This window comes from Pseudomonas sp. GD03862 (genome assembly GCF_029840855.1).
GTDB lineage: Bacteria > Pseudomonadota > Gammaproteobacteria > Pseudomonadales > Pseudomonadaceae > Aquipseudomonas > Aquipseudomonas alloputida.
The window spans coordinates 171,964-194,132 of record NZ_JAOCDI010000005.1 but is presented as its reverse complement, the minus strand read 5'-3'; the positions used below and the strand labels follow the sequence as shown (position 1 = coordinate 194,132).

Sequence of the window (22,169 nt, the reverse complement as noted above, 5' to 3'; positions counted from 1 at the left end):
GATGACTCCTTGCGGTTGGCGGACTACGTACGCATGCGGGTGATGCGGACCACACCGGTCAGGGTACGCAGCTTCTTGATCACACGCGCCAGGTGCACGCGGTCGTGCACGCTGACCACCAGTTGGACCACGCTGATACGGCCGTCGCGTTCGTCCATGCTGATCTTCTCAATGTTGCCGTCGGCGGCGTTGACGCTGCTGGCCAGCAGGGCGATCAGCCCGCGCTGGTGTTCCAGTTCGACACGCAGTTCGACATTGAACTCGCCAGTGATGTCCTTGGCCCAGGAGAGTTGCACGCACTTTTCGGGGTTGTGGCGGATTTCACTGATGTTGCGGCAGTTCTCCAGGTGCACGACCATGCCCTTGCCGGCCGACAGGTGGCCGACAATCGGGTCGCCCGGGATCGGCGTGCAGCACTTGGCGTAGCTGAGCACCAGGCCTTCGGTGCCGCGGATCGCCAGCGGGCCTTCTGGCGCCGGCAGCTGTTCGCCTTCGGCCGACAGCAGGCGGCGCGCGACCACGTAGGCCATGCGGTTGCCCAGGCCGATGTCTTCGAGCAGGTCTTCTATCAGCTCCAGGCGGTACTCGGCGAGAATAGACTGGATGCGTTCCTGGGGGATTTTCTCCAGGCTGCTGTCGAAGCCAGTGAGTACCTTGTTCAGCAGGCGCTCGCCCAGGCTGATGGACTCCGAGCGGCGCTGTTGCTTGAGCGCGTGGCGGATATTCGTGCGTGCCTTGCCCGAGACCACAAAGTTGAGCCAGGCCGGGTTTGGCCGAGCGCCCGGGGCACTGACGATTTCCACTGTCGAGCCGCTTTGTAGCGGTTCGGACAGCGGCGCCAGGCGGCGGTTGATGCGGCACGCGATGCAACTGTTGCCGACGTCGGTGTGCACCGCGTAGGCGAAGTCGACTGCCGTGGAGCCTTTGGGCAACTCCATGATCCGGCCTTTGGGCGTGAACACGTAGACCTCGTCCGGGAACAGGTCGATCTTCACGCTCTCGATGAATTCCAGGGAGTTGCCGGCACGTTGCTGCAGTTCAAGGATACCCTTGACCCACTGGCGGGCGCGCGCGTGGCTGCCCTTGGGCTGCTCGTCGTCGTTTGACTTGTACAGCCAGTGCGCGGCGATGCCGTTGTTGGCCATCTCTTCCATTTCGCGGGTGCGAATCTGGATTTCGATGGGCACGCCGTGCATGCCGAACAGGGTGGTGTGCAACGACTGGTAGCCGTTGGCCTTGGGGATTGCGATGTAATCCTTGAAGCGTCCGGGCAGCGGCTTGTACAGGTTGTGTACGGCGCCGAGCACGCGGTAACAGGTGTCAACCTTGTCGACGATGATGCGGAAGGCATACACGTCCATGATCTCGTTGAAGGCACGGCGCTTGCCGCGCATCTTCTTGTAGATGCCATAGAGGTGTTTCTGCCGACCGCTGACCTCGCCCTCGATGCCGTCGGCGGCCAGGCAGTTGGCCAGCGAGTGCTCGATCTTGGCGACGATCTCTTTGCGGTTGCCGCGCGCGCTCTTCACTGCACGATGAATCAGCGACGAGCGCATCGGGTGCATGGCCTTGAAGCCAAGGTCTTCGAACTCTACGCGCACGGTGTGCATCCCCAGGCGGTTGGCGATGGGGGCGTAGATCTCGAGGGTTTCCTTGGCGATGCGCCGGCGTTTTTCGCCAGACAGCACTTCCAGGGTGCGCATGTTGTGCAGGCGGTCGGCCAGCTTGACCAGGATCACGCGGATATCGCGGGCCATGGCCATGGCCATCTTCTGGAAGTTTTCCGCCTGCGCCTCGGCCTTGGTCTCGAAATTCATCTGGGTCAGCTTGCTGACCCCATCGACCAGTTCGGCCACGGTCTCGCCAAACTGCTGGCTGAGGGCTTCCTTGGCGATGCCGGTGTCTTCGATCACATCGTGCAGCATGGCCGCCATCAGGCTTTGATGGTCCATGTGCATGTCGGCGAGGATGCTGGCTACGGCCAGCGGGTGGGTCACGTAGGGCTCGCCGCTGCGGCGGCGTTGCCCATCGTGGGCCTGTTCGGCGTAGAAATAGGCGCGCCGGACCAGGTTGACCTGTTCGGGGCCAAGATAGGTCGAAAGCCGTTCGGCCAAGGCTTCTATACCCGGCATGGGTTCACCTCCTGCCGAGGAAGAGGGCCTTGCGCCGTACGACGTCGACCTGGCATCAATCAGACAGCCTCGTTGTTCTCGTCCTCGAACGCGGCGAACACCGGATCCTCGGTGACGATCTCTTCAGCGGCGATGAACTCGTTGGTGACGATGCCTTCAGCAATTTCACGCAGGGCAACAACGGTTGGCTTGTCGTTTTCCCACGCAACGCGTGGCTCTTTGCCGCCGGTCGCCAGCTGGCGAGCGCGCTTGGTCGAGAGCATGACCAGCTCAAAGCGGTTATCCACGTGTTCCAGGCAGTCTTCAACAGTTACGCGGGCCATGGTCTTCCTCAGTAGCAATTGCGGTGGGCGTGCAGCCCATTAATGGGCAGGCGGACTCGATAGTATAAAAATTCACCAGCCAATAGGGAAGCGCTGTTTTGCCGGGCGGTACCTGCAAAACCAGCGATGCCTTCTTCGCGGGTGAACCCGCTCCTACAGGGGCCGCGTAGCTTGTAGCGGCGGGTTTACCCGCGAAAGGGCCGGAACAGACACCCTCAGTGCATGAGCCTGACGATAACCTCAGAGCATCGCGTCACGCAACCGCGGGGTCAGCTCTTCGAACAAGGTCTGCACCGAGCGCAACGCCCGGCAATCCGGCCGGGTCAGCAACCACAGCTGAGTGTCGCAGCCGGGCAGGGGGCCGCTGAGTGCATCCACCCCGGGCAGCGCATGCACCATGTAGTCCGGCAGTGCTGCCACGCCCAGGCCGGCCATTACCAACTGGGCGATGGTCGACATGCTGCTGCACTGGTAGCGCGGGCTCAGGCCCGGGTGTTGCTGGTTGCGCCAGACCACCGTAGGGTGGTCCTGCATCGAATCGTCTGGTGCGATCCACGGCACGCTGGCGGGGGACTCGCTCAGGCGCTCGCGCCACTGTGGCTGGCCGCAGACCACATAGGAGGTCGAACCCAGGTTGCGGCCCACCAGGTGCTCCGGTGGCGTATTGGTCAGGCGCAGGGCGATGTCGGCGTCGCGCCGGCTGAGGTTGGCGAAGGTGTTGGAGGTGCCCATCTCCAGCGACAAGGCCGGGTAGTTGGACATGAACTCGGCCAGTGCGGGCAGCAACAGGCTGTGCATCACCGCCTCCGTGCAGGTCAGGCGCACCGTGCCGCTGACCACTTGCTCGCCACTGGTCATGGCAATGCGCGCTGCTTCCAGCGCCTGCTCGGCACGTTCGGCCTGCTCGGCCAAGGCCTGGGCGGTGTCAGTCGGCAGATAGCCCTTTCGGCTCTTGACGAACAAGGCGGTGCCCAGCGCCGACTCCAATCGGCGGATCGAGCGGAACACGGTCGAAACGTCGACTTTGAGCAGTTCGGCGGCTTTGGCCAGCGAGCGGCCACGTTCCAGTGCCAGGACCAGAGAGAGGTCTGCGTGGGTTATCTGATATTGCATTGATGCACGCTCTGCTTGCCAAATTGCCAATGTCTGTTGCGTCTGGGCCATTTTATAGTGAAACGGCCCCCCGGAATCAATGCGCCCGGTCGGGTAACCAGTCCCCACGATGGGAAAGTGAAAACAACAACAGCTGCAACCATCGTCGCCCGTGAGGCGCCAGCCGTATCCCCACATCGCCGCAGCACATCAAAGGATGTACACCATGACGTCGGTAACCCCGTGCGCCAGTTCTTCCAGCGAGATGAATGACTTCCTCCAGGCCCATCCGGACACGCAGTACGTAGACCTGCTGATCTCCGACATGAATGGCGTGGTACGTGGCAAGCGCATCGAGCGGGCCAGCCTGCACAAGGTGTACGAGAAGGGCATCAACCTGCCCGCATCGCTGTTCGCCCTTGATATCAACGGTTCCACTGTCGAAAGCACCGGCCTTGGCCTGGACATCGGCGACGCCGACCGCATCTGTTTCCCGATCCCCGGCACGCTGTCGGACGAGCCGTGGCAAAAGCGCCCCACCGCCCAGCTGCTGATGACCATGCACGAGCTGGATGGCCAGCCGTTCTTCGCCGACCCGCGTGAAGTGCTGCGCCAGGTGGTGAGCAAGTTCGACGACCTGGGCCTGACTATCTGCGCCGCGTTCGAACTGGAGTTCTACCTGATCGACCAGGACAACCTCAACGGCCGCCCGCAGCCGCCGCGCTCGCCGATCTCCGGCAAGCGCCCGCAGTCGACCCAGGTGTACCTGATCGACGACCTCGACGAGTACGCTGACTGCTTGCAGGACATGCTCGAAGCTGCCAAGGAACAGGGCCTGCCCGCCGACGCCATCGTCAAGGAAAGCGCCCCGGCGCAGTTCGAGGTCAACTTGCACCACGTGGCGGATCCGCTGAAGGCCTGCGATTACGCGATCCTGCTCAAGCGCCTGATCAAGAACATCGCCTACGACCATGAAATGGACACCACCTTCATGGCCAAGCCCTACCCGGGCCAGGCAGGCAACGGCCTGCATGTGCACATTTCATTGCTGGACAAGAAAACCGGCAAGAACATCTTCGCCAGTGACGATCCGCTGCAAAGCGATACGCTGCGCCACGCCATCGGTGGCGTGTTGGAAACCATGCCGGCGTCGATGGCCTTCCTGTGCCCCAACATCAACTCCTACCGCCGCTTCGGTGCGCAGTTCTACGTGCCCAATGCGCCGAGCTGGGGCCTGGACAACCGCACCGTGGCCGTACGCGTGCCCACCGACAGCAGCGAAAACGTGCGCCTTGAGCACCGTGTAGCCGGCGCCGATGCCAACCCGTACCTGATGCTCGCGGCGATCCTTGCCGGCGTTCACCATGGCCTGACCAACAAGGTCGAGCCCGAGGCGCCGATCGAAGGCAACTCCTACGAGCAGCTGGAGCAAAGCCTGCCGAACAACCTGCGCGATGCCCTGCGCGCGCTGGATGACAGCGAAGTCCTCAACCAATACATCAGCCCGGACTACATCGATATCTTCGTGGCCTGCAAGGAAAGCGAACTGGCCGAGTTCGAAGTGTCGATTTCCGATCTCGAGTACAACTGGTACCTGCACACGGTGTAAGCCCATGAGCGCAAATGCGGTCCCTTTGATCGGTGTCAGCGCCTGCCGTCAGCAGGTAGGGAAGAACTCCTCGCACACGGTCGGCGACAAGTATGTCGAGGCGGCCGGCTTTGCCGGCTTGCCACTGATCTTGCCGGCCCGTGATGGCGGCAGCGACACGCAAGCGCTGCTGGCTCGCCTGCACGGCATTGTTTTTACCGGCTCGCCTTCAAATATCGAGCCGCATCATTACAATGGCGCCCCCAGTGTGGCGGGTACCCGGCATGATCTGGCGCGTGATCGCCTGACCCTGCCGCTGCTGCAGGCAGCCATTGCCGTCGGTGTGCCCGTATTCTGCATCTGCCGAGGCTATCAGGAGCTGAACGTGGCCCTTGGCGGCAGCCTGCACCAGCGTGTGCAGGAGCTGCCTGGCTACCTTGACCACCGCGAACCCGAGGATGCCCCCCTGGAGGTGCAATACAGCCCTCGCCACTCGGTCAGTATCGAGCCTGGCGGGTTGTTCGAGCGCCTGGGCCTGGCGGCGCAGTTCGAGGTCAATTCGCTGCACAGCCAGGGCATCGACCGTCTGGCCCCGGGCCTGCGCGTCGAGGCACGGGCCCCGGATGGCCTGATCGAGGCAGTGTCCATGCCTGCGGCGCCGGGCTTTGTGCTTGGGGTGCAGTGGCACCCGGAGTGGCGCTTCAACGAAAACCCGGTCTCGCTGCGTCTGTTTCAGGCGTTTCGCGAGGCCTGCAATGCCTACGCAGCACGGGAGGGCTCACGGCAGGAATGATTCTGACGTCAGCCGAAGGTCTCGGATGACTCGTCCCCGATAGCAAGCTTTCAATGAGTGAAAGCGAGCCTTGTATCCAAGGCTTGTTAAAACAATTCCAAAATTTACGGCAAATACTCATGAGCAATTACACAGAAGCCGGCCGCCCACCCGATGTGGCGGCCGACGCGGGCAACACTCAGCGCAGCAAAGGCCTGGCCAAGGGCCGGTTGGGGCTGCTGGCCAGCGTGGTGCTGGGCATTTCCACCATCGCCCCGGTCTATACCCTGACCGGCGCCCTTGGCCCTACCGTGCGAGAGGTGGGTGCCCACCTGCCTGCCGTGTTCATCGTGGGCTTCCTGCCGATGCTGCTGGTGGCCCTGGGCTATCGCGAGCTGAACTCGGCGGAGCCTGACAGCGGTACTTCGTTTACCTGGTCGGCGCGTGCATTCGGCCCGATGATCGGCTGGATCGGCGGCTGGGGACTGGTGGTTGCCACCACGATCGTGCTGTCGAACCTGGCAGGTGTGGCGGTGGATTTCTTCTACCTGTTCCTTGGCCAGATCACCGGCAAGCATGAGCTGGCAGCGTTGGCCGACAACCTGTTGATCAATATCGTTACCTGCTGCGTGTTCATTGGCCTGGCAGTGTGGATTTGCTGTCGGGGTATCGCCACCACAATGACCGTGCAGTACGGCTTGGTGGCCCTGCAGCTGCTGGTGTTGATCGGCTTTGCGTTCGCCGCTTTCGGCGGCACTACCGCGCCGCCACCGCTGGCCTTCGATTTCGCCTGGTTCAACCCGTTCGGTGTCGAGTCGTTCTCGGCCTTTGCCGCTGGCCTGTCACTGTCGATCTTCATCTTCTGGGGCTGGGACACTTGCCTGACCGTCAGTGAAGAATCGGTGGGCAGCGAAGAGGTGCCGGGCAAGGCCGCTACCTGGACCGTGATGTTGATCCTGGGCCTGTACCTGTTCACCGCCATCGCCACCCTGCAGTTTGCCGGTATCAGTGAAACGGGTCTGGGCCTGAACAACCCGCGCATCCAGGAGAACGTTTTTGCCCACCTGGCCGGCCCGGTCATGGGGCCGCTGGCGATCCTGATGTCCATCGCCGTGCTGGCCAGTACGGCGGCGTCGCTGCAGTCCACCTTCGTGGCGCCGGCGCGCACCCTGTTGGCCATGGGTTATTACGGTGCGGTACCGCAGAAGTTCGCCAGCGTCTGCCCGCGCTCGCAAACGCCGCGCTATGCCACCATCTGCGCCGGCGTGGCCGCAGGCCTGTTCTACGTGACCATGCGTACGCTGAGCGAGAACGTACTGGCAGATACCATCACTGCACTGGGCATGATGATCTGCTTCTACTATTCGCTGACCGCGTTTGCCTGCGTCTGGTATTTCCGCGACAGCCTGTTTGACAGCCTGCGCCACTTCATCATGCGCGGCCTGTGCCCGCTGGTGGGTGGGGTGATCTTGTCGGTGATCTTCGTGCGTACCGCCATCGACAGTGCTTCGCCGGACTTTGGCAGCGGCTCGCATGTGGGCGGGCTGGGGCTGGTGTTCGTGATTGCCGCGATCATCTCGGTGCTTGGCATCGGCCTGATGATGCTGTCGCGCATGCGTGCGCCGGCGTACTTCCTCGGGGCTACCCTGCGTCAGCAGGCTACCTTGCCGCTGCAGGACTAAACCATTGGGGCCGCTCAGCGGCCCTTCGCGGGCACGCCCGCTCCCACAGGTGCGGCACAAGCCTCAAGGCAGTGATCAATCCGTGGGAGCGGGCGTGCCCGCGAAGGGCTGCAATGCAGCCCCATCGATCTTCAGCCGATCATTTGCTTGAGCAATGCCGCATGACGCTGCTGCTGCTTCTTTAGCAGCAGCCGATTCGAGCGGAACACTGCTTTCAAGTCTGCCAGCGCCGTGTCGAAATCATCATTGATGATGACGTAGTCATACTCGTCGTAGTGCACCATCTCGCTGACCGCTTCCTTCATGCGCCCGGCAATGATCTCTTCGCTGTCCTGCCCGCGTCCGTCCAGGCGGTGGCGAAGCGCCTCCTGGCTTGGAGGCAGGATGAACACCGACAGCGCCTGTGGCATCAGCTTGCGCACTTGCTGTGCACCTTGCCAGTCGATTTCCAGAATAAGGTCGTAGCCCTGGTCCAGGGTCTGCTGCAGCGCGCTGCGTGAAGTGCCGTAGAAGTTGCCGAACACTTCGGCATGCTCCAGAAAGTCACCTTGCGCGATCAGCGCCTTGAATTCCTCGTGGACGACGAAGTGATAGTTCACCCCGTGCTGCTCGCCCGGGCGCATGGCGCGGGTGGTGTGCGAGACCGAGACGCGGATCTGCTGGTCGTCTTTGGTCAGGGCGGTGACCAGGCTGGTCTTGCCGGCACCCGAGGGGGCCGAAACGATGTAGAGGGTGCCGCTGCTGTGGTTCATGGTCGGGGTGGCCTTACTCGATGTTCTGTACTTGTTCACGCATCTGTTCGATCAATACCTTCAGGTTGACCGCCGCTTGCGTGCTGCGTGGGTCGAAGGCCTTGGAGCCGAGGGTGTTGGCTTCGCGGTTGAGTTCCTGCATCAGGAAGTCCAGGCGTCGGCCTGCGGCGCCGCCACCCTTGAGCACGCGGCGCACTTCGGTGACGTGGGTGCTGAGGCGGTCGAGTTCCTCTGCCACGTCGCTTTTCTGGGCCAGCAGTACCATCTCCTGCTCCAGGCGCTGTGGGTCCAGTTCGGCTTGCATGTCGCCGAAGCGGTCGAGAATCTTCTGCCGCTGCGCCGCCAGCATCTGCGGCACCAGGGCGCGCAGGGTAGTGACTTCGCTGGCCATGTTGTCCAGGCGTTCGTTGATCAGCCGGGCCAGTTCCTGGCCTTCGCGCTGGCGCCCGGCCTTGAGTTCGGCCAGCGCTTCGTCGAACAGCGCCATGGCTTCGGCGTTCAGTGCCTGGGGGTCGCTGGTGTCGGCCACCAGCACGCCTGGCCATGACAGCACTTCCAGCGGGTTCAGGGGGGCCGGCTGCTTGATCAGGCCAGCCACTTCCTCGGCGGCGGCAACCAGTTGCGCGGCGCGCTCATGGTCCACTTTCAGCGGTTTGCCATTGCTGTCTTCGTTGAGGCGCAAGGTGCATTCCACCTTGCCGCGTGACAGGCCCTGGCGCAGGCCTTCACGTACACCGCCTTCGAGGTCGCGCAGGGCCTCGGGCAGGCGCAGGTGCGGCTCCAGGTAACGGTGGTTGACCGAACGCAGCTCCCAGACCAGGGTGCCTTGGCTGCCGGCGCGCTCGACACGAGCAAAAGCGGTCATGCTGTGCACCATGGGGAGTACCTCGCGTAATGAATGAACGGTGGGAGCCTCTCGGCTGCAAGGCGCAGGATTGTAGCGCAGTGTCGCCGTGGCGCCCAATCCGCCTATGTTACTGACGGGTGGCTACTGCGGTAGGAAAAGGCGACAGGCTGTGCCGGGCGCGACAATAGGCATGTCTTCCCCGGGCTGCGGGCTCTATAATGCTCGGCAGATTCAAAGTCCCAGTACAGGTATCCCAGATGAAACGTCCAAGTGGTCGCGTTGCCGATCAGCTCCGCTCGATCCGCATCACCCGCAACTACACCAAGCACGCCGAAGGGTCGGTACTGGTCGAGTTCGGTGACACCAAAGTCATCTGCACGGTCAGCGTTGAAAACGGTGTACCGCGCTTCCTCAAAGGCCAGGGCCAAGGCTGGCTGACCGCCGAGTATGGCATGCTGCCGCGGTCCACCGGCGAACGTAACCAGCGCGAAGCCAGCCGTGGCAAGCAGGGTGGCCGCACCCTGGAAATCCAGCGCCTGATCGGCCGTTCGCTGCGCGCCGCGCTGGATATGAGCAAGCTCGGTGACATCACCCTGTACGTCGATTGCGACGTGATCCAGGCCGATGGCGGTACCCGTACCGCGTCCATCACCGGCGCCATGGTTGCCTTGTGCGACGCTTTGGCAGTGATCAAGAAGCGCGGCGGCCTCAAGGGCGGCAACCCGCTCAAGCACATGATCGCTGCCGTGTCGGTAGGCATGTACCAGGGCGAAGCGGTGCTCGACCTGGACTACCTGGAAGACTCCGCAGCCGAAACCGACCTGAATGTGGTCATGACCAGCGCTGGTGGTTTCATTGAAGTGCAGGGTACTGCCGAAGGCGCACCGTTCCAGCCGGAAGATTTCAACGCCATGCTCGCTTTGGCGCAGAAGGGCATGAACGAGATTTTCGAACTGCAGCAGGCAGCACTGGCTGACTGAAACCAGCCAAGGAGGTGCGGGGCATGAGCGATTCGAACCTGTCGATCACCCCGCCCAATGCCGAAATCCGGCAATGGGCGATGTTCTGCCACCTCTCCGCGCTGTTGGGCCTGGTAGTGCCGCTTGGGCACCTGCTGGGCCCGCTGGTGCTATGGCACCTCAAGCGCGAGCAAGACCCTTTTATCGACGCCCAGGGCAAAGAGGCGCTGAACTTTCAGATCAGCGTGACCATTGCCGGGTTCATCTGCTTCCTGCTGATGTTCGTGTTTATCGGGCTGGTGCTGTTTGCCATGCTCACGGTGGCAGTGATGATATTGATCATCATTGCGGCGGTGCGGGCGAATGAGGGCAAGCCTTATCGCTACCCGATGATCTGGCGGCCGATCAAATAACCATTGGGGCTGCAACGCAGCCCCAATGGCCTTTTAGATGGTCAGCGTCCAGTCATAGTCGACGATCAGCGGCGCATGCTGGGAGAAGCGTGGCTGACGCGGCAGGCGAGCGTTGCGTACGAAGCGGCGCAGGCCCGGGGTCAGGATCTGGTAGTCGAACCGATACCCCAGGTTGAGCATCTCGGCCTGCTCGTTGTCCGGCCACCAGCTGTACTGGTCGCCTTCACGGCTGACTTCGCGCAAGGCATCGACATACCCCATCTCGCCAGTGATGGCATCCATCCAGGCGCGTTCTGGCGCCAGGAAGCCCGGCGACTGCTGGCTGTCACGCCAATTCTTGATGTCGAGCTTCTGCTGCGCCACGTAGAACGAGCCGCAATAGATGTATTCGCGACGCTTGCGACGCTGCTTGTCCAGGTACTTGGCGAAGTCGTCCATCAACTTGAACTTCTGGTTCAAGTCTTCGTCGCCGTTCATGCCCGAAGGCAGCAGCAGGCTGGCAATACTGACTTTGTCGAAATCTGCTTGCAGGTAACGCCCGTAGCGGTCGGCTGTCTCGAAGCCCAGGCCGGTGATGACTGCCTTGGGCTGCATGCGCGAGTAAAGGGCCACACCACCTTGGGCAGGCACCTCCGCGTCGCAGGCATAAAGGAAATAGCCATCGAGCTGGAAAGCTGGGTCGTCGAGTTCAAAGGCCGAGGCGCGGGTATCCTGAAGGCAGATGACGTCGGCATTCTGGGCTTGCAGCCAGCTGAGCAAACCACGCTCGGCCGCAGCCTGAATGCCATTTACGTTCACACTGATGATCCGCATAAATGGCCCCAAAAATCTCGTGCGTGTATGATACCCGAGCTCAACCCATTTAGCTAAATCCGTGGTGTCCGGGACTATTCATGCAGCCGTATCAGCGCGACTTTATCCGTTTTGCCATCGATCGCGGGGTACTGCGTTTCGGTGAATTCACCCTGAAATCGGGGCGTACCAGCCCGTATTTCTTCAATGCCGGCTTGTTCAACACCGGCTCCGCACTGGCTGAGCTGGGGCGTTGCTACGCCGCCGCCATCGTCGACAGCAAGATCCCGTTCGATGTGCTGTTCGGCCCGGCCTACAAGGGTATCCCTTTGGCGGCGACTACCGCCGTGGCCCTTGCCGACCAGCATCAGTTGGACGTGCCATGGTGCTTCAACCGCAAGGAAGCCAAGGACCATGGCGAAGGTGGCAGCCTGGTCGGCGCGCCGCTGGCCGGTGACGTGCTGATCATCGACGACGTGATTACTGCCGGTACCGCCATTCGTGAGGTCATGCAGATCATCAACGCCCAGCAGGCCAAGGCCGCTGGTGTACTGATCGCGCTGAACCGTGAAGAGCGCGGCAATGGCGAACTGTCGGCGATCCAGGAAGTGGAACGCGACTTCGGTATCCCGGTGGTCAGCATTGTTTCGCTGACCCAGGTGCTGGAGTTCCTGGCTGACGATCCGCAGCTGAAACAGCATCTGCCGGCTGTCGAGGCCTACCGGGCGCAGTACGGGATCTGATCCTGGCCCAGGAATGAAAAAGGCGACCTTCTTCAGAGGGTCGCCTTTTTTTGTGCCGCCTGATCTGGCCCTTTCGCGGGTAAACCCGCTCCTACACGGGGATTTCCTTTGTAGGAGCGGGTTTACCCGCGAAGAGGCCAGTGCAGGCTAACCGATCAATCAGCGCGGCTTGCGGTTGGTAATCAGGGTGCCCACGCCGCTGTCGGTGAAGATCTCCAGCAGCACTGCATTCGGCACGCGGCCATCGATGATGTGCGAGCTGTTCACGCCGCCCTGCACCGCATCCAGCGCGCACTTGATCTTCGGCAGCATGCCGCCATAAATGGTGCCGTCAGCGATCAGTTCGTTGACCTGCTCGGTGGTCAGGCCAGTCAGCACCTGGCCCTGCTTGTCCATCAGGCCGGCGATGTTGGTCAGCAGCATCAGCTTCTCGGCCTTCAGCGCTTCGGCCACCTTGCCCGCCACCAGGTCGGCGTTGATGTTGTACGACTCACCGTTGGCACCCACGCCGATTGGCGCGATGACCGGGATGAAGTCGCCCTTCACCAGCATGTTCAACAGGTCGGTGTTCACGCTCACCACTTCACCGACGTGACCGATGTCGATGATTTCCGGAGTGGTCATCTCAGGCGTCTGGCGGCTGACAGTCAGCTTGCGGGCGCGAATCAGCTCCGCGTCCTTGCCGGTCAGGCCGATGGCGCTGCCGCCGTGGCGGTTGATCAGGTTGACGATGTCCTTGTTGACCTGGCCACCCAGCACCATCTCCACCACGTCCATGGTCGCCGAGTCGGTGACGCGCATGCCGTCGATGAAGTGGCTCTCGATCGACAGGCGCTTGAGCAGGTCGCCGATCTGCGGGCCACCGCCGTGGACTACCACCGGGTTGATGCCCACAGCCTTCATCAGCACGATGTCACGGGCGAAGCCCGTCTTGAGCTCCTCGCTCTCCATCGCGTTGCCGCCGTACTTGATCACCAGGGTCTTGCCGACAAAGCGGCGGATGTAAGGCAGTGCTTCGGACAAAACCTCGGCTACATGGGAAGCGGCATCGCGATCGAGGGTCATGCAGGGCTCCTGTAAGGAACAGATAGTCGGTCAGAACGGCAGTTGCAGCTCAGGCTCTACCCGCAGCAACTGGGTGCGGAAAACATCCTTGATACGTTGCAATTCGGCGTCGCTGTCGGCCTCGAAACGCAGCACCAGCACCGGGGTGGTGTTGGAGGCGCGAACCAGGCCCCAGCCGTTGGCGTAGTCGACCCGCACACCGTCGATGGTGGTCAGGTTGGCTTCGCCCCAGTCGGCGTCGCGTTGCAGTGCATCAATGATGCTGAATTTACCCTCGTCGGTCACATCAATATTGATTTCCGGCGTGGAAATGTCGTTCGGGAAGGCGGCAAACAGGTTTTCGGCGCTCTGCTCGGTCTTGCTGAGGATCTCCAGCAGGCGCGCGGCGCTATAGATGCCGTCGTCAAAACCGTACCAGCGTTCCTTGATGAAGATGTGACCGCTCATCTCGCCTGCCAGCAGCGAACCGGTCTGCTTCATCTTCTTCTTGATCAGCGAATGGCCGGTTTTCCACATCAAGGCGCGGCCACCGTGCTGTTCGATCAACGGGGTCAGGCGGCGGGTGCATTTGACGTCGAAGATGATCTCGGCGCCCGGGTTGCGCGACAGCACGTCCTGGGCAAACAGCATCAGCAGGCGGTCGGGGTAGACGATGCTGCCGGTGTTGGTCACCACGCCGACGCGGTCGCCGTCACCGTCGAAGGCCAGGCCGATATCGGCACCGGTTTCCTTGACCTTGGCGATCAGGTCCTCGAGGTTTTCCGGCTTGCCCGGGTCCGGGTGGTGATTGGGGAAGTTGCCGTCGACCTCGCAGAACAGCGGGATCACTTCGCAGCCCAGGGCTTCGATCAGTTGCGGTGCAACCACGCCAGCGGCGCCGTTGCCGCAGTCCACCACCACCTTGAGCTTTTTCGCCAGCTTCACGTCGCCGACAATCTGCTTGAAGTAGCGGTCGAGGATCTCGACCTTTTCCACGCGGCCTTGGGCCAGGGTCAGGTCGTTGGTTTTCAGGCGGGTCAGCAGGGCCTGGATCTGTTCGTTGGCCAGGGTGTCACCGGCGATGACGATCTTGAAACCGTTGTAGTCCGACGGGTTGTGGCTGCCGGTCAGCATCACACCAGACTTGCCGGCCAGCACGTTGGCTGCGTAGTACAGCGCCGGGGTGGGCACCAGGCCGATGTCGCTGACGTGGCAGCCCGCATCGACCAGGCCTTTGATCAGCTGTTCCACCAGCATCGGGCCCGACAGGCGGCCATCGCGCCCTACCGAAACCTGCGGTTCGCCCTGGGCCAGGCTTTGCGCGCCGATGGCGCGGCCGATCCAGTAGGCGGTTTCGGCGTGAAGGGTCTTGCCGACCACGCCGCGGATGTCATATGCGCGGAAAATGCTGTCGGGCAATGCGGCGGGGACCAGGTGGGCCATGTCGTTCATCTCTGGAAGCTCCATTAGTCAAAGGCTTTCTGGGCAGGCGCAAACTGAACGCTTGGACGGTGGTTTCGCCAGAGAGTTCGCCATCCTTGGCCTGAACGGTCATTTGCCGGCTCAGTGGCTGCCGGAGTGACCGAAGCCGCCAGCGCCACGCTGGCTTTCGTCGAACGCTTCGACGATGTCGAAGTGAGCCTGCACCACCGGCACCAGCACCAACTGGGCGATGCGCTCGCCAACCGCGATGGTGAACGGCGTGTTGCCGCGGTTCCAGCACGACACCATCAGTTCGCCCTGGTAGTCCGAATCGATCAGGCCGACCAGGTTGCCCAGCACGATGCCGTGCTTATGGCCCAGGCCCGAGCGCGGCAGGATGACTGCCGCCAGGCCCGGGTCGCCGATATATATCGACAGGCCGGTAGGAATCAGAATGGTCTGGCCCGGTTCGAGGATGGTGTCTTCCTTGAACAGGGCGCGCAGGTCGAGGCCAGCGGAGCCGGGGGTGGCGTATGCGGGTAGCGGGAATTCGCTGCCCAGGCGTGGGTCGAGGATCTTGGCTTGAAGAGCGTGCATGTAACTTATTGAACCTGGTTGAGCCGTTCGGCGATGAAGGCGACCAGTTGCCGGGCGATCTTGCCCTTGCTGGTCTGCGCGAAGAGGGTCTGGTGCTGCTGGCGGTCGATCACGGTCAAGGCGTTTTCTTCGCTGTTGAAGCCGATGCTGGGGTTGGCCACATCATTGGCGACGATCAGGTCGAGGTTCTTGTCCTTGAGCTTGCGCGTGGCGTAATCGAGCAGGTGCTCGGTTTCGGCGGCAAAGCCGACGCTGAACGGGCGGTCGGCGCGGCCAGCAATGGTGGCAAGGATATCGGGATTACGCACCATCTGCAGCAGCATGCCGTCGCCGGTCGTAGGATCTTTCTTCAGTTTTTGTGTGGCAACCACTTCGGGGCGGTAGTCCGCAACCGCTGCCGAGGCGATGAACAGGTCGCACGGCATGGCCGCTTCACAGGCCGCGAGCATGTCCCGCGCGCTGACGACGTCGATGCGGCTGACCCGGTCAGGGGTTGGCAAGTGCACAGGGCCCGTGACGAGGGTCACCCGAGCCCCTGCTTCGGCGGCCGCTTCGGCCAGGGCGAAGCCCATCTTGCCGGAGCTATGATTGGTGATGTAGCGCACCGGGTCGATGTTTTCCTGGGTCGGCCCGGCGGTGATCAGCACGTGCTTGCCGGTCAGTGCCTGGCGCTTGAAGCTTTCCGCGGCGCACCAGGCCAGGTCGGTGGCTTCGAGCATGCGCCCCAGGCCGACGTCGCCACAGGCCTGGCTGCCGGATGCCGGGCCGAACACCTGAATGCCACGGCTCTTGAGCAGCTCGAGGTTGGCTTGGGTGGCCGGGTCACGCCACATGGCCTGGTTCATCGCCGGCGCCACGGCGACGGTGGCGTCAGTGGCCAGCACCAGGGTGGTCAGCAGGTCGTCTGCCATGCCCTGGGCCATGCGTGCCATGAGGTCGGCGGTGGCTGGGGCGATCAGCACCAGGTCCGCCCACTTGGCCAGTTCGATATGGCCCATGGCAGCTTCGGCGGCCGGGTCGAGCAGGTCCATGTGTACGGGGTGGCCCGACAGCGCCTGCAGGGTCAGCGGGGTGATGAATTCTGCACCACCCCGGGTCATGACGACGCGCACCTGCGCGCCGTGCTCCAGGAGACGGCGAATCAGCTCGGCGCTTTTGTAGGCGGCAATGCCGCCACCCACGCCGAGAACGATGCGCTTGCGATACAGCCGCTGCATAGGCTTGCCTTTTTCCAGTGAGAGCGGGCGACGACGTTTGAAATGCCTGCGGCGGAACGTCGCATGTACGAGGCGAAATAGATTAACACAGGGCCGAAATGGGCCGCAGCAAAGGCAGGGGTGGAATGAACATCAGGGAGTGGCCGGCGCAAGAACGGCCTAGGGAGAAGTTGTTGCAGCGAGGGGCAGGGAGCCTGACAGATACGGAGCTGCTGGCCGTTTTTCTCGGCTCAGGCGTACGTGGGCGTAATGTCGTGGAGCTTTCGCGAGGCTTGTTGGTGAAGTTCGGCAGCTTGCGCCGGTTGCTGGAGGCTGACCGCGAGGCCTTCGTCGGCGAGCTTGGGTTGGGCCCGGTGAGGTACAGCCAGCTGCAGGCACTGCTTGAGATCGGCCGCAGGCACCTTGCAACGTCGATTGAGCGGGAGTCTGCCATGGACAGCCCGGCAGCGGTGCGACGCTACTTGAAAGCCATGCTCAGGCATGAGGCCAGCGAGGTGTTCGGGTGTCTGTTTCTCGATACCAAGCACCGGCCACTGGCATTTGAGATCCTGTTCAGGGGCACGATAGATCGGGCGAGTGTCTATCCGCGAGAGGTGGTGCGGCGGGCGTTGGTGCACAACGCTGCGGCATTGATCCTGTGCCACAACCATCCTTCAGGGATCAGTGAACCGAGTCAGGACGATGTGCATTTGACCCTGACGTTGAAGCGGGGGTTGGCGTTGATCGACGTGCGGGTGCTGGATCACATCATCATCGGTGACGGGGAGCCATTGTCGATGGTCGAGCATGGGTGGATTGTGGCCTGAGGGAGTACTGAGAGCCTTATAGGGTCAGTACGGGCCCTTTCGCGGGTAAACCCGCTCCTACAGGGGTAGCGCCAACTGCCAGGCTGGCGCTGTCCTGTAGGAGCGGGTTTACCCGCGAAGAGGCCGGTACAGGCTTACTTGGTCACCGTCACCTTGCTGAAATCCAGCCGCCCGAACGGGCTCACCTGGTACCCCTCGACGCCTTGGCGCAGCAAGGTCGCTGCCGTCGGGTGCGCCAGTGGCACCCACAGCGCCTGCTGCTGGATCAGTGTCTGCGCCTGCTGGTACAGCCGGCTGCGTACGCTCTGGTCGTTGGTGGTGCGCCCGGCGCTGATCAGCTGGTCGAGGCGGCTGTCGCAGAAGCGTGCGAAGTTGGTTCCTGACTCGACCGCCGCACAGGAAAACTGCGGGCTGAGGAAGTTGTCCGGGTCGCCGTTGTCGCCCGCCCAGCCCATGAACAGCAAGTCATGCTCGCCGGCCTTGGCGCGGCGGATAAGCTCGCCCCATTCGATCACGCGGATCTCCGCTTTAACGCCAATCTTCGCCAGGTCGGCTTGCAGCATCTGCGCGCCAAGGCTGGGGTTGGGGTTGAGCAGGCTACCCGAGGGCCGGGTCCAGATGGTGGTACTGAAGCCTTCGGCCAGGCCGGCCTTGGCCAGCAGGGCCTTGGCTTTCTTCAGGTCCAGCGGGTAGCCGGGCAGGTCCTTGGCGTAGCTCCAGGTATTGGGCGGGTAGGGGCCATTGGCAGCCACCGCAGAGTCTTCGAACACGGCCTTGAGGTAGGCTTGCCTGTCGAAGGCCAGGTTGATCGCCTGACGCACTTCCGGCTTGTCCAGCGGCGGGTGCTGGCTGTTGATGGCGACGAAGGCAGTCATGAATGCCGGGGTGGTGGCCACCTTGAGGTTACCGTCCTGGCCCGCTTCGGCAATGTCCAACGGCTTGGGCGACAGGGCAACCTGGCACTCGCCACGCTTGAGCTTCTGCAGGCGCACGTTGGCATCGGTGGTGATGGCGAAGATCAGCGGGTCGACCGCCGGCTTGCCGGCGAAGTAGTCCGGGTTGGCGCGGTAGCGCACCACGGCGTCTTTCTGGAAACGCTGGAACACGAACGGCCCGGTGCCGATCGGTTGGTTGTTGAGCTTCTCCGGCGTACCGGCCTTGAGCAGCTTGTCGGCGTATTCGGCGGAGTAGATCGAGGCGAAGCCCATGCTCAGGGTGGCCAGGAAGGTGGCGTCCGGGTGGCTGAGGGTGAAGCGCACGGTGTTCGGCGACGGTGCCTCGATCGCCTTGATCAGGCTGCCCAGTTGCAGCGATTGGGCATGCGGGTAGCCGCCCGGCGCAGTCTTGTGCCAGGCATGGGCCGGGTAGAGCATGCGCTGGAAGCTGAACAGCACGTCGTCGGCATTCAGCTTGCGGCTTGGCTTGAAGTAGGGGGTGCTGTGAAACTTGACGTCATCGCGCAGGGTGAAGTCATACACCAGGCCGTCGGCCGATACCGTCCAGCTGGTCGCCAGGCTCGGCACCACCTTGCCTTGCGCCGCATCGAACTCCACCAGGCGGTTCATCAGCACGTCGGCGGTGGCGTTGGTGGTGGTGAGCGAATTGTACTGCACCACGTCGAAGCCTTCGGGGCTGGCCTCGCTGCAAACGCTCAGCGGAGCGGCCTGGGCAGCGCCAGCGGCGAACAGGGTGGTGAACAATAAGGAAAGTGCGGCGACACGCATGGTGGCTCCTTGGCTGTCAGTGGCCCATCTGCCAGTGCAGTCTGGAAAAGGCTTACCCTAGTGCGCCCGCCGGCAAATGACCACACCCTTTTTTGCAAATCTTGCGACGAGCGGTCGACGACTGGCGGGGCCTGCCGCTATGCTGGCCCGGCGCGTTCTGGCTAGCGGTAATGTGCATCTACTGTTGTTGCAGCCAAGTCTTTCTGGTATAAAGCAGCGCTCTTTTCTAGGGGCTCGGCCTGTCGCATAAGCGGATCCGGTCGATAAGGCCTCCAGAATCACGGCGCCCAGGCGCCAAAGACTGAGAGATTAAGCGGCCAACCCATGCCGGGTTGGGCATGTGGTTTTAGAGGGCTGAGTCATGTCGAGAGTCTGTCAAGTTACTGGTAAGGGTCCAGTAACCGGGAACAACATTTCCCACGCAAACAACAAAACCCGTCGTCGTTTCCTGCCGAACCTGCAGCACCACCGTTTCTGGGTTGAATCCGAGAAGCGTTTCGTGCGTCTGCGCGTTTCCGCCAAAGGCATGCGTATCATCGACAAGCGCGGCATCGACGCCGTTCTGGTTGACATCCGTAAAGCTGGCGCCAAGGTTTAAGGGAGAGCATCATGCGTGAATTGATCCGTCTGGTTTCGAGTGCCGGTACCGGCCACTTCTACACCACCGACAAGAACAAGCGCACCACCCCGGACAAAATCGAGATCAAGAAATATGATCCGGTTGTTCGCAAGCACGTGGTGTACAAGGAAGCCAAGATCAAGTAATTGATCGGCGACCTGAAAAAAACCCGCATCCGAAAGGAAGCGGGTTTTTTTTTAGCTGCTGTCAGGGTCAGTTGAAGCTGAAGCTCTGGATCATCAGGTCGGCGTCGGCCTTGATCTGGATGCGCGCGGCGTCGTAGTCGCGGGTGGATATCTCGTTGGGGCCAACAACGCGAGCGCGCCCGGTGAGGGCGCGGATGGTTTCTTTCAGCTCCGGCACGTAGCGGGTGCCGACCAGGTGGGCGAGGGTTTGCAGAACTTCTTCGTTGGTCATGCTGATTTTCCTTGTGAGGCTGAATGGCCCGAAACGGGCAGGGTCATCCTCACGCATGCCTGCAAACTCCCTGCGCTACATAGTTATTTCTGCTCGAACATCACATAGATCTTGCGGCACGGCTCCAGCACCTCCCAAGTGCCTTTGAAGCCGGCGGGGATGACGAACCGATCGCCGGCACGCAGGGTTTTCGCCCCACCGTCCTGGTCGCGCAGCACCGAAACGCCCTGAACGATCTCGCAGTATTCGTGCTCGGTGTAGTTCACTGTCCACTGGCCCACCTCACCTTCCCATACGCCAGCGGCAAACTGCCCGCACGGGCTGGAATAATGGTTGTAGACCGCCTGGTCCGGCTCGCCCTTGAGGATTTTCTCTGCAGCCGGGCGGTAGCGTTCGGCCTCGGTGATGACCTGCGCGAAGTCGATGATGCTATCAATACTCATGGTTCGGCTCCTGTTGTTGTTTAATAAAATGAACATCAGTAGGCTTTTGAGCCTCTCGTGTCAAATATATTGATAGTTTACACCGGCTGGTTTAGGGTATCGCTTGCCAGTGTGCGCGTGGCGCCCGGCCAGAATTCTGACAACGCCTGTGAGTCCTCAGTGCGGCGTTGCACCTAAACAAGAGGAGGAGTTTCGTATGACCACCCTGACCCGTGCGGACTGGGAACAACGTGCCCAGCAACTGAAGATCGAAGGCCGTGCCTTCATCAACGGCGAATACACCGATGCCGTATCCGGTGAAACCTTCGAGTGCCTGAGCCCGGTCGACGGACGCTTCCTGGCCAAGGTTGCCAGCTGCGACCTGGCCGATGCCAACCGCGCTGTTGAAAACGCCCGTGCCACCTTCAACTCCGGCGTGTGGTCGCAGCTGGCCCCCGCCAAGCGCAAGGCCAAGCTGATCCGCTTCGCCGACCTGCTGCGCAAGAACGTCGAAGAGCTGGCGCTGTTGGAAACGCTGGACATGGGCAAGCCGATCGGCGACTCCTCCAGCATCGACATCCCAGGTGCGGCCCAGGCCATTCACTGGACTGCCGAAGCCATCGACAAGGTCTACGACGAAGTTGCCCCGACCCCGCATAACCAGCTTGGCCTGGTTACCCGCGAACCCGTGGGTGTGGTTGGTGCCATCGTGCCGTGGAACTTCCCGCTGCTGATGGCCTGCTGGAAACTCGGCCCTGCACTGGCCACCGGTAACTCGGTCGTGCTCAAGCCGTCCGAAAAATCGCCGCTGACTGCCATCCGCATCGCCCAACTGGCGATCGAAGCCGGTATCCCGGCTGGCGTGCTGAACGTGCTGCCAGGCTATGGCCACACCGTGGGCAAGGCACTGGCCCTGCACATGGACGTGGACACCCTGGTGTTCACCGGTTCGACCAAGATCGCCAAGCAGCTGATGGTTTACGCGGGCGAATCGAACATGAAACGCATCTGGCTGGAAGCCGGTGGCAAGAGCCCGAACATCGTCTTTGCCGACGCCCCGGACCTGCAAGCAGCCGCCGAGGCCGCCGCCAGCGCCATCGCCTTCAACCAGGGCGAAGTGTGCACTGCAGGTTCCCGCCTGCTGGTCGAGCGTTCGATCAAGGACAAGTTCCTGCCGATGGTGGTAGAGGCCCTGAAGGGCTGGAAGCCAGGCAACCCGCTGGACCCGCAGACCACTGTCGGTGCCTTGGTCGATACCCAGCAGATGAACACCGTGCTGTCGTACATCGAGGCTGGCCACAAGGACGGCGCCAAGCTGCTGGCCGGCGGCAAGCGCACCCTGGAAGAGACCGGCGGCACCTACGTCGAGCCGACCATCTTCGACGGCGTGACTAACGCCATGCGCATTGCCCAGGAAGAAATCTTCGGCCCGGTGCTGTCGGTGATTGCCTTCGACACCGCCGAAGAAGCCGTGGCCATTGCCAACGACACCCCGTATGGCCTGGCCGCTGGTATCTGGACTTCGGACATTTCCAAGGCCCACAAGACCGCCCGTGCCGTGCGTGCAGGCAGCGTCTGGGTCAACCAGTACGATGGTGGCGACATGACCGCGCCGTTCGGTGGCTTCAAACAGTCGGGCAACGGCCGTGACAAGTCGCTGCACGCACTGGAGAAGTACACCGAGCTGAAGGCGACCTGGATCAAGCTGTAACCCGGTAGGTCCTTTTCGCGGGCAAGCCCGCTCCTGCAGGTCTTCGCGACCGTTGCAGGAGCGGGCTTGCCCGCAAATGGGCCCCTGGAAATATT

General features: G+C 62.2%; 23 protein-coding genes. 10 read left to right on the top strand and 13 right to left on the bottom strand.

Translation table 11 applies throughout. The features are described 5' to 3' along the window. Positions 1-23: 23 nt before the first annotated feature. From spoT to N5D53_RS05635, 3 genes are all read right to left on the bottom strand, one after another. Positions 24-2,132: a bifunctional GTP diphosphokinase/guanosine-3',5'-bis pyrophosphate 3'-pyrophosphohydrolase gene (gene spoT, locus N5D53_RS05645; RefSeq protein WP_010955800.1), complete on the bottom strand. Its 2,109-nt coding sequence runs from the start codon at positions 2,130-2,132 to the stop codon at positions 24-26. 59 nt (positions 2,133-2,191) lie between these two features. Beyond that, positions 2,192-2,455 carry a DNA-directed RNA polymerase subunit omega gene (gene rpoZ / locus N5D53_RS05640; protein ID WP_003253383.1) on the bottom strand — a complete coding sequence of 88 codons (264 nt, stop codon included), beginning with the start codon at positions 2,453-2,455 and terminating at the stop codon, positions 2,192-2,194. 240 nt (positions 2,456-2,695) lie between these two features. Then, positions 2,696-3,568 (bottom strand): LysR family transcriptional regulator, encoded by an 873-nt coding sequence (locus tag N5D53_RS05635; RefSeq protein ID WP_003253385.1) that lies wholly within the window; start codon positions 3,566-3,568, stop codon positions 2,696-2,698. Positions 3,569-3,773: 205 nt separating this feature from the next. Here N5D53_RS05635 and N5D53_RS05630 point away from each other — a divergent pair, with 205 nt between their 5' ends. The 3 genes from N5D53_RS05630 (at position 3,774) to N5D53_RS05620 (ending at position 7,589) form a co-directional block, all read left to right on the top strand. Beyond that, the gene (locus N5D53_RS05630; RefSeq protein WP_129931877.1) at positions 3,774-5,156 is read left to right on the top strand and encodes a glutamine synthetase family protein; all 1,383 of its coding nucleotides are present in this window, start codon (positions 3,774-3,776) and stop codon (positions 5,154-5,156) included. A 4-nt stretch (positions 5,157-5,160) separates the two neighbouring features. Next, a complete protein-coding gene (locus N5D53_RS05625; protein WP_012054103.1) occupies positions 5,161-5,928 on the top strand; it encodes a gamma-glutamyl-gamma-aminobutyrate hydrolase family protein in 768 nt (255 codons plus the stop codon). A 119-nt stretch (positions 5,929-6,047) separates the two neighbouring features. Further along, positions 6,048-7,589 (top strand): APC family permease, encoded by a 1,542-nt coding sequence (locus N5D53_RS05620; RefSeq protein WP_129931878.1) that lies wholly within the window; start codon positions 6,048-6,050, stop codon positions 7,587-7,589. Between the two features lie 131 nt (positions 7,590-7,720). On the opposite strand, the gene gmk is transcribed toward N5D53_RS05620, so the two are convergent. Both gmk and N5D53_RS05610 read right to left on the bottom strand, forming a co-directional pair. Continuing rightward, positions 7,721-8,341, bottom strand: a complete 621-nt coding sequence (gmk, locus tag N5D53_RS05615) for a guanylate kinase (protein WP_010955795.1) — start codon at positions 8,339-8,341, stop codon at positions 7,721-7,723. A gap of 13 nt (positions 8,342-8,354) precedes the next feature. Next, positions 8,355-9,218, bottom strand: a complete 864-nt coding sequence (locus N5D53_RS05610; protein WP_010955794.1) for a YicC/YloC family endoribonuclease — start codon at positions 9,216-9,218, stop codon at positions 8,355-8,357. Between the two features lie 227 nt (positions 9,219-9,445). Here N5D53_RS05610 and rph point away from each other — a divergent pair, with 227 nt between their 5' ends. Both rph and N5D53_RS05600 read left to right on the top strand, forming a co-directional pair. After that, positions 9,446-10,168 carry a ribonuclease PH gene (rph, locus tag N5D53_RS05605; protein WP_003253397.1) on the top strand — a complete coding sequence of 241 codons (723 nt, stop codon included), beginning with the start codon at positions 9,446-9,448 and terminating at the stop codon, positions 10,166-10,168. Between the two features lie 23 nt (positions 10,169-10,191). Further along, the gene (locus tag N5D53_RS05600; RefSeq protein WP_003253399.1) at positions 10,192-10,560 is read left to right on the top strand and encodes a DUF4870 domain-containing protein; all 369 of its coding nucleotides are present in this window, start codon (positions 10,192-10,194) and stop codon (positions 10,558-10,560) included. A gap of 33 nt (positions 10,561-10,593) precedes the next feature. On the opposite strand, the gene N5D53_RS05595 is transcribed toward N5D53_RS05600, so the two are convergent. After that, entirely contained in the window at positions 10,594-11,373 is a 780-nt protein-coding gene (locus N5D53_RS05595) for an exodeoxyribonuclease III (RefSeq protein ID WP_003253401.1), read from the bottom strand. Positions 11,374-11,453: 80 nt separating this feature from the next. Here N5D53_RS05595 and pyrE point away from each other — a divergent pair, with 80 nt between their 5' ends. After that, positions 11,454-12,095 carry an orotate phosphoribosyltransferase gene (pyrE, locus tag N5D53_RS05590; RefSeq protein ID WP_003253405.1) on the top strand — a complete coding sequence of 214 codons (642 nt, stop codon included), beginning with the start codon at positions 11,454-11,456 and terminating at the stop codon, positions 12,093-12,095. 159 nt (positions 12,096-12,254) lie between these two features. On the opposite strand, the gene argB is transcribed toward pyrE, so the two are convergent. From argB to coaBC, 4 genes are all read right to left on the bottom strand, one after another. After that, positions 12,255-13,160, bottom strand: coding sequence for an acetylglutamate kinase (gene argB, locus N5D53_RS05585; protein WP_004575216.1), 906 nt, complete (start codon positions 13,158-13,160; stop codon positions 12,255-12,257). 30 nt (positions 13,161-13,190) lie between these two features. Continuing rightward, entirely contained in the window at positions 13,191-14,591 is a 1,401-nt protein-coding gene (locus N5D53_RS05580; protein ID WP_104962819.1) for a phosphomannomutase/phosphoglucomutase, read from the bottom strand. A 111-nt stretch (positions 14,592-14,702) separates the two neighbouring features. Further along, complete coding sequence (gene dut, locus N5D53_RS05575) at positions 14,703-15,158, bottom strand: dUTP diphosphatase (protein WP_190869826.1); 456 nt, start codon at positions 15,156-15,158, stop codon at positions 14,703-14,705. Positions 15,159-15,163: 5 nt separating this feature from the next. Then, positions 15,164-16,375, bottom strand: coding sequence for a bifunctional phosphopantothenoylcysteine decarboxylase/phosphopantothenate--cysteine ligase CoaBC (gene coaBC, locus N5D53_RS05570; protein ID WP_003253409.1), 1,212 nt, complete (start codon positions 16,373-16,375; stop codon positions 15,164-15,166). A 125-nt stretch (positions 16,376-16,500) separates the two neighbouring features. Between coaBC and radC the strand changes: the two genes are divergently transcribed. Then, positions 16,501-17,181, top strand: a complete 681-nt coding sequence (gene radC / locus N5D53_RS05565) for a DNA repair protein RadC (protein WP_121160857.1) — start codon at positions 16,501-16,503, stop codon at positions 17,179-17,181. A 134-nt stretch (positions 17,182-17,315) separates the two neighbouring features. Here the strand turns inward: radC and N5D53_RS05560 are convergent, their stop codons facing one another. Next, the gene (locus N5D53_RS05560; protein ID WP_190869827.1) at positions 17,316-18,905 is read right to left on the bottom strand and encodes an ABC transporter substrate-binding protein; all 1,590 of its coding nucleotides are present in this window, start codon (positions 18,903-18,905) and stop codon (positions 17,316-17,318) included. Between the two features lie 361 nt (positions 18,906-19,266). Here N5D53_RS05560 and rpmB point away from each other — a divergent pair, with 361 nt between their 5' ends. Together rpmB and rpmG are read left to right on the top strand one after the other, a co-directional pair. Then, positions 19,267-19,503: a 50S ribosomal protein L28 gene (gene rpmB / locus N5D53_RS05555; RefSeq protein WP_003253504.1), complete on the top strand. Its 237-nt coding sequence runs from the start codon at positions 19,267-19,269 to the stop codon at positions 19,501-19,503. Positions 19,504-19,514: 11 nt separating this feature from the next. Beyond that, complete coding sequence (gene rpmG / locus N5D53_RS05550; protein ID WP_003253507.1) at positions 19,515-19,670, top strand: 50S ribosomal protein L33; 156 nt, start codon at positions 19,515-19,517, stop codon at positions 19,668-19,670. 67 nt (positions 19,671-19,737) lie between these two features. Here rpmG and N5D53_RS05545 read toward each other — a convergent pair whose 3' ends face one another. Together N5D53_RS05545 and N5D53_RS05540 are read right to left on the bottom strand one after the other, a co-directional pair. Next, a complete protein-coding gene (locus N5D53_RS05545) occupies positions 19,738-19,941 on the bottom strand; it encodes a hypothetical protein (protein WP_064493079.1) in 204 nt (67 codons plus the stop codon). 83 nt (positions 19,942-20,024) lie between these two features. Continuing rightward, complete coding sequence (locus N5D53_RS05540) at positions 20,025-20,384, bottom strand: cupin domain-containing protein (RefSeq protein ID WP_003258971.1); 360 nt, start codon at positions 20,382-20,384, stop codon at positions 20,025-20,027. A gap of 196 nt (positions 20,385-20,580) precedes the next feature. On the opposite strand from N5D53_RS05540, the gene N5D53_RS05535 reads away from it, so the two are divergent. Then, positions 20,581-22,074: an aldehyde dehydrogenase gene (locus N5D53_RS05535; protein ID WP_190869828.1), complete on the top strand. Its 1,494-nt coding sequence runs from the start codon at positions 20,581-20,583 to the stop codon at positions 22,072-22,074. Positions 22,075-22,169: the final 95 nt, after the last annotated feature.